Origin of the sequence: Flavobacterium sp. CFS9 (assembly GCF_041154745.1) — a bacterium.
GTDB lineage: Bacteria > Bacteroidota > Bacteroidia > Flavobacteriales > Flavobacteriaceae > Flavobacterium.
In genome coordinates this window covers 2766092-2781869 of the sequence record NZ_AP031573.1, presented here as the reverse complement: position 1 = coordinate 2781869, position 15778 = coordinate 2766092, and the positions used below count along the sequence as shown (strand labels likewise).

At 36.4% G+C, this 15778-nt stretch carries 12 protein-coding genes; 11 read left to right on the top strand and 1 reads right to left on the bottom strand.

Annotation, left to right across the window (positions count from 1 at the left end):
• Nucleotides 1-21 precede the first annotated feature (21 nt).
• From gpmI to ACAM30_RS11990, 5 genes are all read left to right on the top strand, one after another.
• Complete coding sequence (gene gpmI, locus ACAM30_RS12010; protein WP_369614882.1) at nucleotides 22-1539, top strand: 2,3-bisphosphoglycerate-independent phosphoglycerate mutase; 1518 nt, start codon at nucleotides 22-24, stop codon at nucleotides 1537-1539.
• Nucleotides 1540-1796: 257 nt separating this feature from the next.
• Nucleotides 1797-2468: a TetR/AcrR family transcriptional regulator gene (locus tag ACAM30_RS12005; RefSeq protein WP_369614881.1), complete on the top strand. Its 672-nt coding sequence runs from the start codon at nucleotides 1797-1799 to the stop codon at nucleotides 2466-2468.
• A gap of 16 nt (nucleotides 2469-2484) precedes the next feature.
• Nucleotides 2485-4152, top strand: coding sequence for a peptidase domain-containing ABC transporter (locus tag ACAM30_RS12000; protein WP_369614880.1), 1668 nt, complete (start codon nucleotides 2485-2487; stop codon nucleotides 4150-4152).
• Between the two features lie 3 nt (nucleotides 4153-4155).
• On the top strand, nucleotides 4156-5502 hold the full coding sequence (locus ACAM30_RS11995) for an HlyD family secretion protein (RefSeq protein WP_369614879.1): 1347 nt from the start codon (nucleotides 4156-4158) through the stop codon (nucleotides 5500-5502).
• Nucleotides 5502-6890 (top strand): TolC family protein, encoded by a 1389-nt coding sequence (locus ACAM30_RS11990; RefSeq protein ID WP_369614878.1) that lies wholly within the window; start codon nucleotides 5502-5504, stop codon nucleotides 6888-6890. The genes ACAM30_RS11995 and ACAM30_RS11990 overlap by 1 nt, the downstream gene beginning before the upstream one ends.
• A 313-nt stretch (nucleotides 6891-7203) precedes the next feature.
• Here ACAM30_RS11990 and ACAM30_RS11985 read toward each other — a convergent pair whose 3' ends face one another.
• Nucleotides 7204-8460, bottom strand: coding sequence for a DUF445 domain-containing protein (locus ACAM30_RS11985; RefSeq protein WP_369614877.1), 1257 nt, complete (start codon nucleotides 8458-8460; stop codon nucleotides 7204-7206).
• 256 nt (nucleotides 8461-8716) lie between these two features.
• On the opposite strand from ACAM30_RS11985, the gene map reads away from it, so the two are divergent.
• The 6 genes from map to apaG all read left to right on the top strand — a co-directional run bounded on the left by map (nucleotide 8717) and on the right by apaG (nucleotide 15704).
• Nucleotides 8717-9535 carry a type I methionyl aminopeptidase gene (map, locus tag ACAM30_RS11980; protein ID WP_369614876.1) on the top strand — a complete coding sequence of 273 codons (819 nt, stop codon included), beginning with the start codon at nucleotides 8717-8719 and terminating at the stop codon, nucleotides 9533-9535.
• Nucleotides 9536-9599: 64 nt separating this feature from the next.
• The gene (locus ACAM30_RS11975) at nucleotides 9600-9932 is read left to right on the top strand and encodes a GxxExxY protein (RefSeq protein ID WP_369614875.1); all 333 of its coding nucleotides are present in this window, start codon (nucleotides 9600-9602) and stop codon (nucleotides 9930-9932) included.
• Nucleotides 9933-10058: 126 nt separating this feature from the next.
• A complete protein-coding gene (locus ACAM30_RS11970) occupies nucleotides 10059-10832 on the top strand; it encodes a class I SAM-dependent methyltransferase (RefSeq protein ID WP_369614874.1) in 774 nt (257 codons plus the stop codon).
• Between the two features lie 154 nt (nucleotides 10833-10986).
• Nucleotides 10987-13893, top strand: coding sequence for a DEAD/DEAH box helicase (locus tag ACAM30_RS11965; protein WP_369614873.1), 2907 nt, complete (start codon nucleotides 10987-10989; stop codon nucleotides 13891-13893).
• An 82-nt stretch (nucleotides 13894-13975) separates the two neighbouring features.
• The gene (locus tag ACAM30_RS11960; RefSeq protein WP_369614872.1) at nucleotides 13976-15238 is read left to right on the top strand and encodes a DUF5103 domain-containing protein; all 1263 of its coding nucleotides are present in this window, start codon (nucleotides 13976-13978) and stop codon (nucleotides 15236-15238) included.
• A 79-nt stretch (nucleotides 15239-15317) separates the two neighbouring features.
• Complete coding sequence (apaG, locus tag ACAM30_RS11955; RefSeq protein ID WP_041517556.1) at nucleotides 15318-15704, top strand: Co2+/Mg2+ efflux protein ApaG; 387 nt, start codon at nucleotides 15318-15320, stop codon at nucleotides 15702-15704.
• Nucleotides 15705-15778: the final 74 nt, after the last annotated feature.

The window sequence follows — 15778 nt, the reverse complement described above, 5'->3', positions numbered from 1 at the left end:
CTTTGTAAAAAACGAAAACTAATGAACAAGAAAGTAATCCTTATGATTTTAGACGGTTGGGGAAAATCTCCTGACCCTAAAGTATCTGCAATAGACAATGCAAATGTTCCTTTTATAAACAGCCTTTACAAAAATTACCCAAGCGCTCAGCTTCGTACTGACGGATTAAACGTTGGTTTGCCTGAGGGTCAGATGGGAAACAGCGAAGTAGGTCACATGAATCTTGGTGCCGGAAGAATTGTATATCAGGATTTAGCCAAAATAAACTTAGCTGTAGCGCACAAAACACTTGCTAAAGAACAGGTACTTATTGATGCTTTTACTTATGCTAAAGAAAACAATAAAAAAGTTCACTTTTTAGGATTGGTTTCCGACGGAGGTGTTCACTCTCATACTTCGCACTTACGCGGATTAATTGATGCTTCGCAGGAATACGGACTTGATAATGTTTTTGTTCATGCGTTTACAGACGGTCGTGATGTTGACCCTAAATCAGGAGCAAAATACATTCAGGATTTAGAAGAGCACATTAAAAATACTCCTGTAAAAATTGCTTCAATCGTGGGACGTTATTACGCAATGGATCGTGACAAACGATGGGAGCGCGTAAAACTGGCTTATGATTTAGTCGTAAACGGTATCGGAACTCCTTCTAAAAATGCTGTTTCAAGTATTCTTGACAGTTATGCTCATGATATAACCGATGAGTTTATCGCTCCAATCGTAATGGTGGACGAGCAGGAAAAACCATTGGCAACCATCACTGAGGATGATGTAGTAATCTTTTTCAACTTCAGAACCGACAGGGGCCGTGAACTTACCGAAGCGCTTTCACAGCAAGACTTCCACGAGCAAAACATGCACAAATTAAACTTGTATTATGTAACGCTTACCAACTACGACGAAACGTATCAAAACGTAAAAGTCGTTTACAATAAAGATAATATTACTGAAACTCTGGGTGAGGTTTTGGAGAAAGCAGGTAAAAAACAAATTCGTATTGCCGAAACAGAAAAATATCCACACGTGACCTTTTTCTTTTCGGGAGGAAGAGAAACTCCATTTGAAGGAGAATCGCGTATTTTAAGAAACTCCCCAAAAGTTGCCACTTACGATTTACAACCAGAAATGAGTGCCTATGAACTGAAAGACGCTTTGGTTCCTGAATTGAATAAAGGTGAAGTAGATTTTGTCTGTCTTAATTTTGCCAACGGTGACATGGTAGGTCATACCGGAATCATGAGTGCAGCAATTAAAGCTTGTGAAGCCGTAGATGCCTGCGTAAAAGAAGTGGTAGAAGCAGCTCTTGCCAACGATTACACAACGATTGTTATTGCCGATCACGGAAATTGCGAAACAATGATTAACCCTGACGGAAGTCCAAATACAGCACACACCACTAATCCGGTGCCGATTATTTTAGTCGATAAAGAGCTGAAAAATATTCAGGATGGTGTTCTGGGTGACATTGCTCCTACTATTCTGGAACTAATGGGGGTACCTCAGCCAAATGCGATGACTTGTCATTCGTTGTTGTAGTATTTAGTTTTTTTAGTCGCAGTTTTCGGTCGCAGTTTTCAGTCTGAGTCGCGATAGTACTAAATCCTCAAAATAATTAAACCCGACAGTTTTTTTAAAATCTGTCGGGTTTGCTGTTTTATAACGAAAACAAAACTGAATACTGAGACTGCGACTAAAAACTGAGACTGAATACTGAAAAAAAACAAACATAAATAATAGTTAAAATTTCTTAATTAATAGCTTTACTATTATATTTGCAAAAAAAATGTTTTTTCATGCAAATTATACTATCAAATATAAAAATGCAGATCAACGAAAAGATCTATGTGAAAGATCCGGAAACATCTGCGTTGGGAAAAAAAATAATTGAGCAGAGCATTCTTCTGATTGACGATATTGGTTTTGATAATTTTACCTTTAAAAAATTAGGTGAAAAAATAGGCTCAAACGAAAGTTCGATCTATCGTTATTTCGAAAACAAACACAAACTGCTGGTATACCTGTCTTCATGGTACTGGAGCTGGATGGAATACAAATTGGTTTTTACTACGACGAACATCTCAGACAAAAAAGAAAAACTAAACAAAGCCATCACCATTGTCACGGAAAAAATAACAGAAGACACTTCCGGTGAGCACATTAATGAAGCTATTTTAAACAAAATAATTATTGCCGAGTTTACGAAAACGCTCCACACAAAAGAAGTTGATCAGGAAAACAAAGAAGGTTTCTTTCTGATTTACAAAAGAGTAATCAACCGAATTGTTTCGATAGTAAAAGAAGTAAATCCCGATTATCCTTATGCTAAATCACTGGTTTCAACCATTGTTGAAGGAAGTTTGCATCAGCATTTCCTAACAGACCATTTAAAAACAATTACAGATTGTAATGAAACGGTTACAACCACTCAATTTTATCTAAACCTTGCAGAAAACGTTTTGCGCTAATTATAATAAAAACAGTATGACTCCTTTAAAAAGATTTTACCATTTACTTGAACTGGACAAAAAAGACATTTACCAGATTTTTTTCTATGCCATTTTTGCCGGGTTAGTCAGTTTATCGCTTCCACTGGGAATTCAGGCCATCATTACTTTTATACAATCCGGAAGAGTTAGTGTTTCCTGGATTGTACTTATTATACTTGTAGTGGGTGGTGTGGCTCTTGTTGGAGTGCTTTCGTTTATGCAGCTGCGTATCACGGAGAACTTACAGCAAAAAATATTCGTACGTGCTTCTTTTGAATTTGCAGCCCGTCTGCCTAAAATAAAATCAGAAGAATTGTATGGCACCTATCCACCGGAATTAACCAATCGTTTTTTTGATACCCTAACGATTCAAAAAGGAACTTCAAAATTATTAACCGATTTTTCTGCCGCTTTACTGCAGATTACTTTCGGAATTATTCTGTTATCCTTATATCATCCCTATTTTATTGTGTTCGGACTTTTACTGTTCCTTCTTTTGTACTTTATTTTTAAATTCTCATACAAATCGGGTTTAGAAACGAGTTTAAAAGAATCTAAATTCAAATACAAAGTAGCCGGCTGGTTACAGGAAATGGCCCGTAATAACTTTAGTTTCCGAAACGAACTGAATTATGATTTTGCGCTTCAAAAAAACAACTCAATCGTAGCGGGTTACCTGAATTACAGAGAAAAACACTTTAGCGTAATCAAGAAACAATTTACACAACTGATTATTTTTAAAGTCATTATTACAGCGAGTTTGCTATCTATCGGGGGATATTTGGTACTAAGTCAGGAAATGAATATTGGACAGTTTGTTGCTGCGGAAATCATTATTCTATTGGTGATTACGTCGGTAGAAAAAATCATTCTGGGGCTTGAAAGTTTCTATGATGTTTTAACTTCTGTTGAGAAAATCGGACAGGTGACGGACTTAGCTTTAGAGGAAAACTCTGAGTCTGATTCTCTAAACGATCACTGTTACAACAGCATCTCTTTAGAAACAGAAAACTTAAAATTCAAATTCCCGGATTCTCCAACGTATGCCCTGGATTCTATTACGATAAAAATCGATCAGGGTGAAAAAATTGTTATTGAAGGTGAGAACGGATCAGGAAAAACAACGCTTATCCGATTGTTATCCGGTTTATTAAGACAAAGTTCGGGAGCTTTTTACATCAACGACGATACTTTTAGAAAAATAAATCTGAAACAATACCGCTCACAAATTGGCAGTATCATTCACAACGAAACGCCCTTTGAAGGAACTATTTTAGAGAACATCACCTTTAATGATCCGATGATCAGTACCGAAGATTTGAAATGGGCATTGGACGGAGTTCAGCTTAGTCCGTTGATTAAACTCCTGCCTAAAGGTCTGAATACTCATATTCACCCGGAAGGGAAACAGTTATCGTCTTCTAATGCTCAAAAAATCCTGTTGGCCAGAAGTATTATCCACAAGCCAAAAGTGCTCTTTTACGAAGATCCAACTGACACTATGGACGAAAAAGTTGCGAATGAAATAATAGATTTTATTACTTCGGATAAAAACAAATGGACGATTATCGTTTCTTCCAAAAATCCATATTGGAAAACCAAAACGACACGAAAAATTACAATGCAAAACGGTCAAATTATACTGGATCAAAAAAAACAATAAGCCATGTTAAATATCTCTGACAATAAAACAAAATTACAGCCGCTTGATCACTATGAGACTGTAAAAAACCTAAGCAACAGGCCACATTATAAAATTTTAAACCGAATCATAATCGCGTCTTCCATTTTAGGAATTATTGCACTTTTACTGCCATGGACTCAAAATATTTCGGGTTCGGGAGCCGTAACCACTTTAAAACCCAATCAGAGGCCACAATCGATTCAGAGTGTGATTTCGGGGCGTATTGAAAAATGGTACGTACAGGAAGGTGACTTTGTTAAAAAAGGAGACACAATTCTGTTTATCTCTGAGATTAAAGAAGATTATATGGATCCTAATTTGGTTGAAAACACCAAAAATCAGGTCGATGCCAAGAAAAACTCTTTAGAATCGTATGGCGAAAAAGTAACCACGCTTTCCGGACAGATTCAGGCAATTGAAAATGAGAGAAAACTGAAACTGGAACAAGCCAGAAACAAAGTCAAACAATCGCTTTTAAAGATAAAAAGCGACAGTATGGATCTTATTGCTGTAAAAACACAGCTGCGAATTGCCAATACACAGTACAATCGTTCGGTACAATTAAACAAAGAAGGCTTGAAACCGCTTACGGATGTCGAGGAAAAACGTCTGAAATTGCAGGATGTTGATGCTAAAATCATCACGCAGGAAAACAAATACCTCACCAGCAAAAACGAATACATCAATGCCAGAGTTGAGATTAACAGAATTACAGCTGAGTATGGTGAAAAAGTAGCCAAAGCAAGAAGTGATCAGTTTACAACCCTGAGCAATAAATTTGATACCGAAGCACAAGTGAGCAAACTGGAGAATCAATATGCCAATTACAGCCTGCGTAATGGAATGTACTACATCAGAGCGGTACAGGACGGTTATATCAACCGTGCTCTTCAGGCCGGTTTAGGCGAAACGGTAAAAGAAGGAACTCCAATTGCAACGATAATGCCTGCTCATTACGATATCGCAGTAGAAACTTATATCAACCCAATTGATCTGCCTTTGATCAGAAAAGGAGAAAAGGTACGTGTGTGGTTTGACGGATGGCCAACCATTGTATTTTCAGGATGGCCTGACATGTCGTATGGAACTTTTGGAGGAACGGTGGTAGCGATAGAAAACTTCATTAGCGATAATGGAAAATACAGAATCTTAATTGCTCCGGACCCTGATGAAACGAAATGGCCAAAACAATTAAGTATTGGATCAGGCGCTCAGACTATTGCCCTTTTAGACACGGTACCTATTTGGTTCGAAATCTGGAGAACTCTAAACGGATTCCCTCCTAATTATTATAAAAGTACCCAAAAAGTAACTAAAGAAAAAAAATAATGAAACCCATACTTATCGCTTTTCTTTTTCTGAGCTGTACCGTTTTTGGCCAGCAGCCCATCTCAAAAGAGCTCACGTACAATGAGTTTTTGGGATATGTAAAGAAATACCACCCATTGGTTAAAAATGCCAATTTAGAAGTCAGCAAAGCGCAGGCCAATCTGATGATGGCTCGTGGAGGTTTTGATCCAAAAATTGAAGTCGATTTTAGCCAGAAAAAATTTAAAGACAAAGAATACTATTCGATCCTGAACAGCAGTTTTAAGATTCCTACCTGGTACGGAATTGAACTGAAAGCCGGATTCGACAATAACGAAGGTGTTTATCTGAATCCTGAAAACACTACCCCCAATCAGGGTTTAACTTCTTTTGGAATCAGTGTTCCGGTTGGACAGGGATTGTTCATCAACCAGAGAATGGCAGATGTACGAAAAGCTAAAATTCAGATCAAACTAAGTCAGGCCGAACGAAAACTTCAGGCAGTTGGCATTTTGTATGATGCATCGCTTGCCTATTTTAACTGGAAAAAGAATTTTGAAGAAATGAAGCTTTACGAAATGTACAGCAAGAATGCCGAAGTTCGTCTGGAAGGAATCAAATCGCTCATTAAACAGGGAGACAAACCGGCAATAGACAGTATTGAAGCCGGAATTATTGTACGCAACAGGGCCTTAAGTCTTGAAGATTCTAAATTAAAATTAACCAAAGCCAAACTCGAATTATCGAATTATATGTGGCTGGAAAATAATATTCCTTTGGAAATTTCAGATGAATTAATGCCGGAAACCGCACTTGAATCAACTTTACAGGAAACCTTAAAAACTAACGATCTCCTACAAGGCGATACAAACCTGGAGACACATCCTAAACTGAATGCACTGCAAAGTAAAATAGACATCCTGAAGGTTGAAAAAGACCTGAAACAAAACATGCTGCTGCCTAAGATAAATGTCGGTTATTCCTATTTGTCTGATCCGAGATATATCGACAATTATAAATTTGACGATTACAAGGTTGGTTTAGAATTTTACTTCCCTTTGTTTCTTCGAAAAGAACGCGGAAGTCTGAAACTGGCCAAATACAAACTTCAGGAAAACGAATTCGCTCTTGCTTTGGAACGAACACAGCTGACCAATAAAATAAGTGCTCAAAAAGTAGAAATCAATTCGCTGACCAGACAAAAAAAACTTGCTAAAGATTTAGTAGACAATAATACCACTATGTTAAACTCAGAAGAACGATTGTTTTCTTTGGGGGAAAGTTCCTTGTTTCTGATCAATACAAGAGAAAATAACCTTGTTAGTGCAAAATTGGCTTCGATCGCTCTGGAAAACCGATTCTACATCTCAAATTCGGAGTTATTCAAAATCATGGCCAATCCGGATTAAAGTTTTTAGTGTATACACTACTATTTAAACCATATAAGTAATTTAAGTTCATTAAGCCTGCATTTGCAAAAACGCTCTGCCCAAAATGAACTTAAATTACTTATATGATTTACTTTATTCAAAAATTAACCCACTTATTTAAGCGAATTCAGAAGCAAGAGCCAAAAAACTTAGTCAACATTTACTTTAATCTGGAAACAACTGTCAGGCTGAGCGGAGTCGAAGCTCTCTTCAGCTCTATAAGCCTTCGACTCCGCTCAGGGTGACATCATGATCATTATTGACTTTACTTTATTCTCAACGCCTCGATCGACTAAACTGCAAAATAATGAAACGTCCATTCGACCGCATAAATTACAAGTCCAATGAGACCTCCTACCAAGGTTCCGTTGATTCGGATATACTGCAGATCTTTCCCTATTTCCAGTTCTAATTTTTCCGAAACCTCCTTCCCATCCCAGCTTTTCACGGTAGAAGAAATCAAATCTCCAATTACTTTTTTATTGTTTAACAGCATCGAAAGCAAATCGTTCTTGATGAAATTATTGATCTTGTCGATCATAACAGTATCTTCTTTTAATCCATTTCCAAATCCCTGAATCAAACCCGAAATATTGTTTTGAATCGAGGATTCCTCACCCTTTTCCAAATCAGCTGAAATCGATCTTTTTATTTCATCCCAAATTCCGTTAACGTAATCCTGAACCTCTTTTTTTCCGGCAAAATTCAAAATCACAGTATTGATCTTCTCCCGCATCTCTTCGGAATGCTTTACCTTGTCCAGAAAATTGTATACATACTCATCAATTTTAAGTCTGATCGCACTTCCGGGATGTTTGGCCTCGTTTAAAAAATCGGCAAGTCCATTAAAAACGCCCTCGGTAATGCTTTTATCTGCCAAACCAAAACTCAAAAACGGAGTCGATGCTTTTACTTTTTTCCGAATCAGATCTTTATTGTTAGCAAGCTCTGTACTCATCACATTCAGTACGTTGGTCAGCAGCTCATCTTTCACATTCCCTTTTTGCAAAGGTTCTAACGCCAACGCTACCCAGTCTCCAAAGTTGATCGCTTCCAGTTTTTCTTTGAACTGAACCTGAATGAATCGTTTTACATCTTCGTCTTTTATCGTTTTTAAAATTCCCGGAATGATATTAACCGCCACAACAGTCGCAATTTTATTCGCATTTTCCTCCTGCGAAAGCCATTCGGCTGCTTTCGTAGCAAAATTAAATTCTTCGATTTTTATTTCCAGTTTCTCCCGATTCAGAAATTCTTCCGAAACAAAATTCCCTAAGTTTTCACCAATTTCATTTTTCTTAGTCGGAATAATAGCCGTATGCCAAATCGGAATTCCTAACGGATGGCGAAACAATGCCACCACCGCAAACCAGTCAGCAATACCGCCCACCATCGCAGCTTCACTAAAAGCCTGAAGCATCGGGATCTTAAAATAAACCGCTACCACAAACAAAAGCACTGCAATGCCTAAAAGCCCCAATGCATTATTCTGCATTCGTTTCAGGGCTTTCTTCTTTACTATATTTTCATGATCTACAGACGTTTCCATAATTTAATTCATTTCAATGATTACTAATTTACGTTTTTTCTGTGAACTGCTAATTCTTATTAATGATCTGTTCGCCACAAATTCACGAATTTTTCTTTATAAATTTTACGCTTAAAGATTCATTTACTAAATCCATATACTCAAGCACAATCTAATTGATTTGAATTCGTGAATTCGTGGCGGAAAATTTTAAACTTATCAACATAAAAAAAATAATATTAAAATTTGTACTTTTGCGAACTGAAAATCCGAAATTATGATTATTGTAAAATCACGTGAAGAAATCGAATTAATGCGCGAAAGTGCTTTGATCGTATCTAAAACATTAGGAATGATTGCTTCTGAAATTAAAGAAGGAGTAACTACATTATACCTGGACAAACTGGCTGAAGAATTTATCCGTGATCACGGTGCAGTTCCAAGCTTCTTAGGACTGTATGATTTCCCGAATTCACTTTGTATGAGTCCAAACTCTCAGGTTGTACACGGAATTCCGAACAATATACCTTTAAAAAATGGTGACGTTATTTCAGTAGATTGTGGTGCATTCAAAAATGGATATCACGGTGATCATGCCTATAGTTTCGAAATTGGAGAAGTTGCTCCGGAAGTAAAAAAACTTTTGAAAGTAACTAAAGAATCTCTTTACGTAGGAATCAGAGAATTTAAAGCCGGAAATCGCGTGGAAGATGTTGGAAATGCGATCCAGAAATATACAGAAGCTCACGGATACGGAGTGGTTCGCGAATTGGTAGGACACGGTTTAGGGCAGAAAATGCACGAAGAACCTGAAATGCCAAACTACGGAAAACGCGGCCGCGGAAAACTGTTTGTTGAAGGAATGGTTGTAGCAATCGAGCCTATGATCAATCTTGGAACCCGAAATATCAAACAACACAAAGACGGCTGGACAATCACTACCGCAGACGGAAAAGCAAGTGCTCATTTCGAACACGACGTAGCTTTAGTTGACGGTAAACCAGAAATCTTATCGACTTTTCAATACATCTACAAAGCGCTTGGAATCGAAAGCAACGAAGAAGACGAATTCAGAAAAGTGCCGTTAGTTTTATAACACAAATTTCACTAATTAACACGAAATATTGTTTTTGCTGAAATTACACCGATTGAAAGACTGAATGATGAGTGATTTATATTTAAAAGAGGAATCTTATAAAATTATAGAAATCTGCATGGAAGTCCATAAAATTTTAGGAAAGGGACATAGTGAAAAGGTTTATGGTGATGCTTTAGAATATGAATTTCGAAAAAACAACATCCCTTACAATCGGGAACTAAAATATAATATTGTTTATAAAGACATCATATTGCCTAGTTACTATTTTGCAGACTTTGTTATTTTTGACGAAATTATTCTGGAACTTAAAGCAATTACAGCTCTAACAACAAGTGAAATAAAACAAACATTAAATTATCTGGCCGCATCACAAAACACAAACTGGGCTTACTAGTTAATTTTGGAGAAGACAGCCTTAAATATAAAAGAATAATACTTTAACCCAAATCAAGGTTCGTGAAATTTCACCACAACATTAATCCGTGTTAATTAGTGAAATTCGTGTTCAAATACATTTACCGTGAAGAAACTTTTTAAATTAGTACTTAATACAATACCCCGTCCAATATTAATTCGCTTAAGTTATGTGGCGCGCCCTGTTTTAGCTTTATCATTAAGAGGAAGCAGATATACTGATCCGATTGACGGGAAAAGTTTTAGAAGTTTTTTACCTTATGGATACGGGAAACAGCGTAACAATGTGCTTTCACCAAGTACCCTTTCATTAGAGAGACACCGTTTACTGTGGCTGTATTTAAACGATCAGACTGATTTTTTTACAGCACCTAAAAAAGTATTGCATTTTGCTCCGGAACAGGCTTTTTACAAAAGATTCCGCAAGCAGAAAAACCTGGATTATACTACAACCGATTTGTTTTCGCCTTTAGCAGATGTAAAAGCAGACATTTGTAATTTACCTTTTAAAGACAACGAATACGATGTTATTCTATGCAACCACGTTTTAGAACATATTCCGGATGACACCAAAGCTATGCAGGAGTTATTTCGCGTTTTAAAACCAGGTGGAATGGCGATTCTTCAAATCCCACAAGACTTATCAAGAGCCGTTACTTTTGCTGACGATACCATCACCGATCAAAAAGAACGTGCGAGAATATTTGGTCAGTACGATCACGTACGTATTTATGGCCGTGATTATTTTGACAAGTTAAGAAGCATCGGTTTTATCGTAATCGAAGAAGACTACACCCATAAAATTGCTCCGGAACTGGTAGAAAAATATTGTTTGGCAAAAGGTGAAATCATCCCGCTTTGCTTTAAACAGGAAAACTAAAGAATTCCTTTTTTCATAAAATATTAAACGATAGCAATTCGTTTAACACCCTTTCAAACAGTACTCTGAAAATAAGATTTTTCTATTTTCGAAGTACTGTTTAGCTATTGCTTTTCAGTTCAACTAATCTCTAACTTCCAACAGCCCCTTAATCTTGGAACTTTCAAAATCATTTCAATTTTGTTTTGACGTCAGTTTTGAAAAAAATCTGAATGTCTATCTCCCAACCGCCTATATTATTGAGAACACCGATGATATCAAATACCTGGACAAAAAAGCAACTACAGAAGTACTTGAAAGTTTAGGAATTACTTCAGAGCATTTAAATCTCAGTACTCAAAAAATACTGACGGTTTGCGAATCTTTAAAAACTGAATTCATATTTAAAAAATTCAGCAAAAAAATCAAATCGGCAAAAACGATTGCTGACTTACAAAAAGATTCCAAAATTGAATTTGCTATTCGTCAGCATTTGCAGCTGAATTTAGGCTCCTTTTACAATTTGCTTGTAAAAGAGGAATTCCCGTTGTCCATCAATATGGGACTGGAAAAAGATTTTTATCGCTCGAGAGTCAACATCAAACTTCATGAATTTGAACCTCAGATTCAGTTTGATAAACATAACGAAGGAATTACTTATACTTTGTCTTTAAAAGAAGATCAAACCAGCTTTCTGCCTATGAACAGCAATGTTGAAATTCTTTTGGACGAACCAAGCTGGCTGATTATCGACAAAAAACTGGGACAGTTAAAAGAACTTAATTCTAAAAAACTGCTTCCTTTTTTAAAGAAGAAATCAATCGAAATACCATCAAAATTAGTTGACAATTACTTCAAGAACTTCATCCCGGAAATAGCAAAAAAAATCGACATCGAATCCACCGGTTTTGAAATTGAGCTTCGCGACACCATTGTCTCCTGTACGATTCAGCCTGTTTTTGATTTCTTTAAAAACTGTTATTACCTCAACCTTTATTTTGACTATAACGGCTATACGTTTGATGCGGGTAAAACCAAAAAGACACACTCTTTTGTTGATTTTAGTGTTGCAAACGAACCTAAAATTATTCAGTTCAAACGAAGCGCTGATGAGGCTTTCTATACAGACAAACTACTCAGTCTTGGTTTAACAAAAATCAAAAATGAATTATTCGGATTAAGTTCAGATGCTGAAACTTCTGATCCATATGTCAATATTCAATTCATTATTGACCATAAAGAACAACTCGAAAGTCTGGGTTTCACCATTCAGAATCTCAAACTCGAAAGTAAAGAAATCATTACCGAAAGCAACACCATTTCAATTGCTAAAGAAACAAAAGCCGATTGGTTCGACATTAAAATAATCATTACAATTGGCCCTTATAAAATCAATTTCAGCGAAATAATTCCAAACATAAAAAGCAAGGAAAGACTTTTTATGCTGCCTGACGGAAATTACTTTTTGATTCCGCTGGAATGGTTTAGCAAATACGGCTCTCTGGCAAAATTGGCAAAAACAGAAAATGGTGCCGTTTTACTGCGTAAAAGTAATTTTACAGCTTTAGACGGAATTTCAGAAATTGATAATGATCCGGATCAGATTCATAAAGCCGAATTTACAGCTTCCGATTTACTAAAAGCGACCTTAAGACCGTATCAGATTGACGGTGTAAAATGGCTTTTGGGTCACTTTAATGCTAATCTTGGCGCGTGTCTGGCCGATGATATGGGACTTGGAAAAACGCTTCAGACTTTAGCGGTTTTAGTGGCGGTACAGGAGCAGTTGGGCTTTACAACCAAGACGACCAATTTTGATTTATTCTCTAACGATACAACTATCGAAAGAGAACCATTAAAAGCTTTGATTGTACTTCCCTCTTCTTTGGTTTTCAACTGGTACAATGAAGCCGGAAAGTTTACGCCTCATTTTTCGAAAATACAATACGTGGGCAATGACCGAAAATTGCTGGCAAGTCGATTAAATTCAACCGATTTAATTTTTACGAGTTACAGCATTGTTCATCGTGATATTTCCATCTTAGAAAAATATGATTTCCGTTATTTGATTTTAGACGAAAGTCAATACATTAAAAACAAAGATTCTAAGATTTTTAAAGCCATCAATAAAATCAGCACGGGGCATAAAATTGCTTTGAGTGGTACACCCATCGAAAATTCGCTTGATGATCTATGGTCGCAGATGCAGTTTATAAATCCGGATATTTTGGGGAGTTATGCTTTTTTCATGGAGAATTTCAAAAATCCAATCGAGAAAAAACAAAACGAAGAAGTTTTAAATGAATTAAAAAACCTCATCCAGCCTTATATTTTAAGAAGAACCAAAGAACAGGTTTTAAAAGATTTACCTGAATTGACAGAGCAGGTTTATTACTGTAACATGGATGCTGAACAGGAAAAACTATACGAAAAAGAGAAATCAAAAGCACGTAACTTTTTACTGAAAACGGACGGTTCCGGCCCGGATAAAATCAGTATTATCAACACTTTGATGAAATTGAGACAGCTGAGCAATCATCCCAAAATGGTCGATCAGGATTCTGAAGTTGATTCCGGAAAATATATTGCCGTTACGAATTATCTGAAAAACTTAGTCAAAGGAAAACAAAAAGTCATCATTTTCAGCTCCTTTGTGACCAATTTGAATTTTTACACGGATTGGTGCAAAGAAAACCAAATAGAATATTGTGAGATTACCGGCGAAACTCCTTCACAAAAAAGAGAACAGCAGGTAAAACGATTTCAGGAGAAAGAAAACCCTTTGTTATTCTTTATTTCGCTTAAAGCAGGTGGAGTTGGTCTGAACATTACCAAGGCTTCTTATGTGCTGTTCTTAGATCCATGGTGGAATCCTTTTGCAGAAAAACAGGGAGTGGGAAGAGCACATCGCATCGGACAATTGAACAAAGTAAACGTGATTCGCTTTATTTCGAAGAATACAGTCGAAGAAAAAATTATCAAGTTACAGGAAAACAAAAAACTATTGTCGGATTCACTTTTGGAAGAAAGTCATATCAGCCACGAAATTGAAGCTAATCTGGAATACCTGCTGGGTTCCTGATAAATTGTTTTCAAAACCTGTAAAACAGCATCTTATTAGGTTCTATAAAATTGTTATATTTACAATCTTACAACTTAATAAGATGCCAAAAAAAATAGTTAGAAACCTCCTTATATTTTTCATTTTTGCTTCAGCTGCTGCTCAGGAAGTACAAACCGAAGTAAATCCGCCATACAATATTAAAACTGTCTCTTTTGTTCAGAACGGTGCTAATGTGGTTCCGATCTTTGAATTGGGGGAAGCATTTCAATTTCAATTTGACGATTTATTTGGCAATGAAGCCAATTATTATTTTGATGTGATACACTGCGATTACAACTGGAGACCAACTGATATTCCGAAGACAGACTATATCAGCGGTTTTGACAATCAGCGAATTACAGATTATTCAAATTCGTTTAATACCCTTCAAATCTATTCCCATTACCGACTTCCTTTCCCGAATCAGTTTACCAGTCAGCTGCGTCTTTCCGGCAATTATATGCTTCGTATTTTAAATGAGGACAAAGAAGTGGTGCTATCAAGAAAGTTTATTTTATTTGAAAACCGCTGTACTGTAGCGACTCAGGTAAAAAGAAGCCGGGATTTGTCTAACATAGAACACAAACAAAATCTGGATTTTAACATCAGCTCTAATGACATTGTTTTTCAGACTCCGCTACAAAATGTAAAAGTACTGCTCTTTCAGAATGGCAACTTTAACACCTCGATTAAAAATATTGTACCGCAATACACTCTGGGAAATCAACTGGTATACAAATACGATAAAGAAACTCAGTTTTGGGGCGGGAATGAGTTTTTGTATTTTGAAAACAAAGACATCCGCGCAGCAAGTACCAATGTAGCTAAGGTAGGAACCAGCGGCGACATCTATAACTCTTATTTGTTTACCAATCTGGCAAGAGCCAATCAGATTTACTCGAACAATCAGGATGTAAACGGAAATTTCGTAGTGAAGAATATCAATGCTTCCAACAATGAAATCGAAGCTGATTATGCCTGGGTATATTTCAGCCTGTCCGCTCCTACATTCAGGTCTTCTAATAAGGATATTTATATCAGCGGGATGTTCAACAATTACAGCTTAGCTCCGGAATATAAGATGGATTATAATTCAGAGAAAGGTATTTTTGAAAAAGCAATTGTGATCAAACAGGGTTTTACTGCTTTTCAATACACGGTTGCCGATAAAAAAGGAGTGATTGATTATGAAAATGCCATAGACGGAAACTTTTATCAGACTGAAAATGAATACACCATCCTGGTATATTACAGAGAAAGCACAGATCGATACCAGAGAGTGATTGGTAAAGGAAATGCAAACTCAATAAACATCATAAATTAAAACATTGTTAAGGATTTAGGCAGAAAGATTTTTTTTCGTAGCTTTGCACCTATAACGCACACATATATACTACTTTAGTATGGTTTCTCAGATAACAAGAGGCATAAAAATATCTGTTTTGACTAGTTTTGAAGGTACTTACTTCAAAAACTATAAGATTCACTTTGCTTTTAGCTATGTCGTTACAATCGAAAATCACAGCAAAGATTCTGTTCAGTTAACTTCCCGTCACTGGGAAATTTTCGACTCATTAAACGACCTTGAGATTGTTGACGGTGAAGGTGTTATTGGAAAAAAACCGGTTTTAAAACCTGGTGAAAATCACACTTACAGTTCAGGCTGTTTATTGTCGTCTCCTTATGGTGCGATGAAAGGTCATTTTAATATGATCAACTTTACCACTACCAAAACATTCAAAGTAATTGTTCCTACTTTCAGAATGTGTGCTCCTTTTGCTTTAAACTAAAAATTCGGTTTAAAACTGCCTTTTTTATCGTTATCTTAATCACAAATTTGTCAAATTATTAATTTATCCTTTGT

Excerpts from the sequence above, each read along its gene's own strand:
- gpmI (WP_369614882.1), top strand. The coding sequence starts at position 22 with ATGAACAAGAAAGTAATCCTTATGATTTTAGACGGTTGGGGAAAATCT.
- ACAM30_RS12005 (WP_369614881.1), top strand. The coding sequence starts at position 1,797 with ATGCAAATTATACTATCAAATATAAAAATGCAGATCAACGAAAAGATC.
- ACAM30_RS12000 (WP_369614880.1), top strand. The coding sequence starts at position 2,485 with ATGACTCCTTTAAAAAGATTTTACCATTTACTTGAACTGGACAAAAAA.
- ACAM30_RS11995 (WP_369614879.1), top strand. The coding sequence starts at position 4,156 with ATGTTAAATATCTCTGACAATAAAACAAAATTACAGCCGCTTGATCAC.
- ACAM30_RS11990 (WP_369614878.1), top strand. The coding sequence starts at position 5,502 with ATGAAACCCATACTTATCGCTTTTCTTTTTCTGAGCTGTACCGTTTTT.
- ACAM30_RS11985 (WP_369614877.1), bottom strand. The coding sequence starts at position 8,460 with ATGGAAACGTCTGTAGATCATGAAAATATAGTAAAGAAGAAAGCCCTG.
- map (WP_369614876.1), top strand. The coding sequence starts at position 8,717 with ATGATTATTGTAAAATCACGTGAAGAAATCGAATTAATGCGCGAAAGT.
- ACAM30_RS11975 (WP_369614875.1), top strand. The coding sequence starts at position 9,600 with ATGATGAGTGATTTATATTTAAAAGAGGAATCTTATAAAATTATAGAA.
- ACAM30_RS11960 (WP_369614872.1), top strand. The coding sequence starts at position 13,976 with ATGCCAAAAAAAATAGTTAGAAACCTCCTTATATTTTTCATTTTTGCT.
- apaG (WP_041517556.1), top strand. The coding sequence starts at position 15,318 with ATGGTTTCTCAGATAACAAGAGGCATAAAAATATCTGTTTTGACTAGT.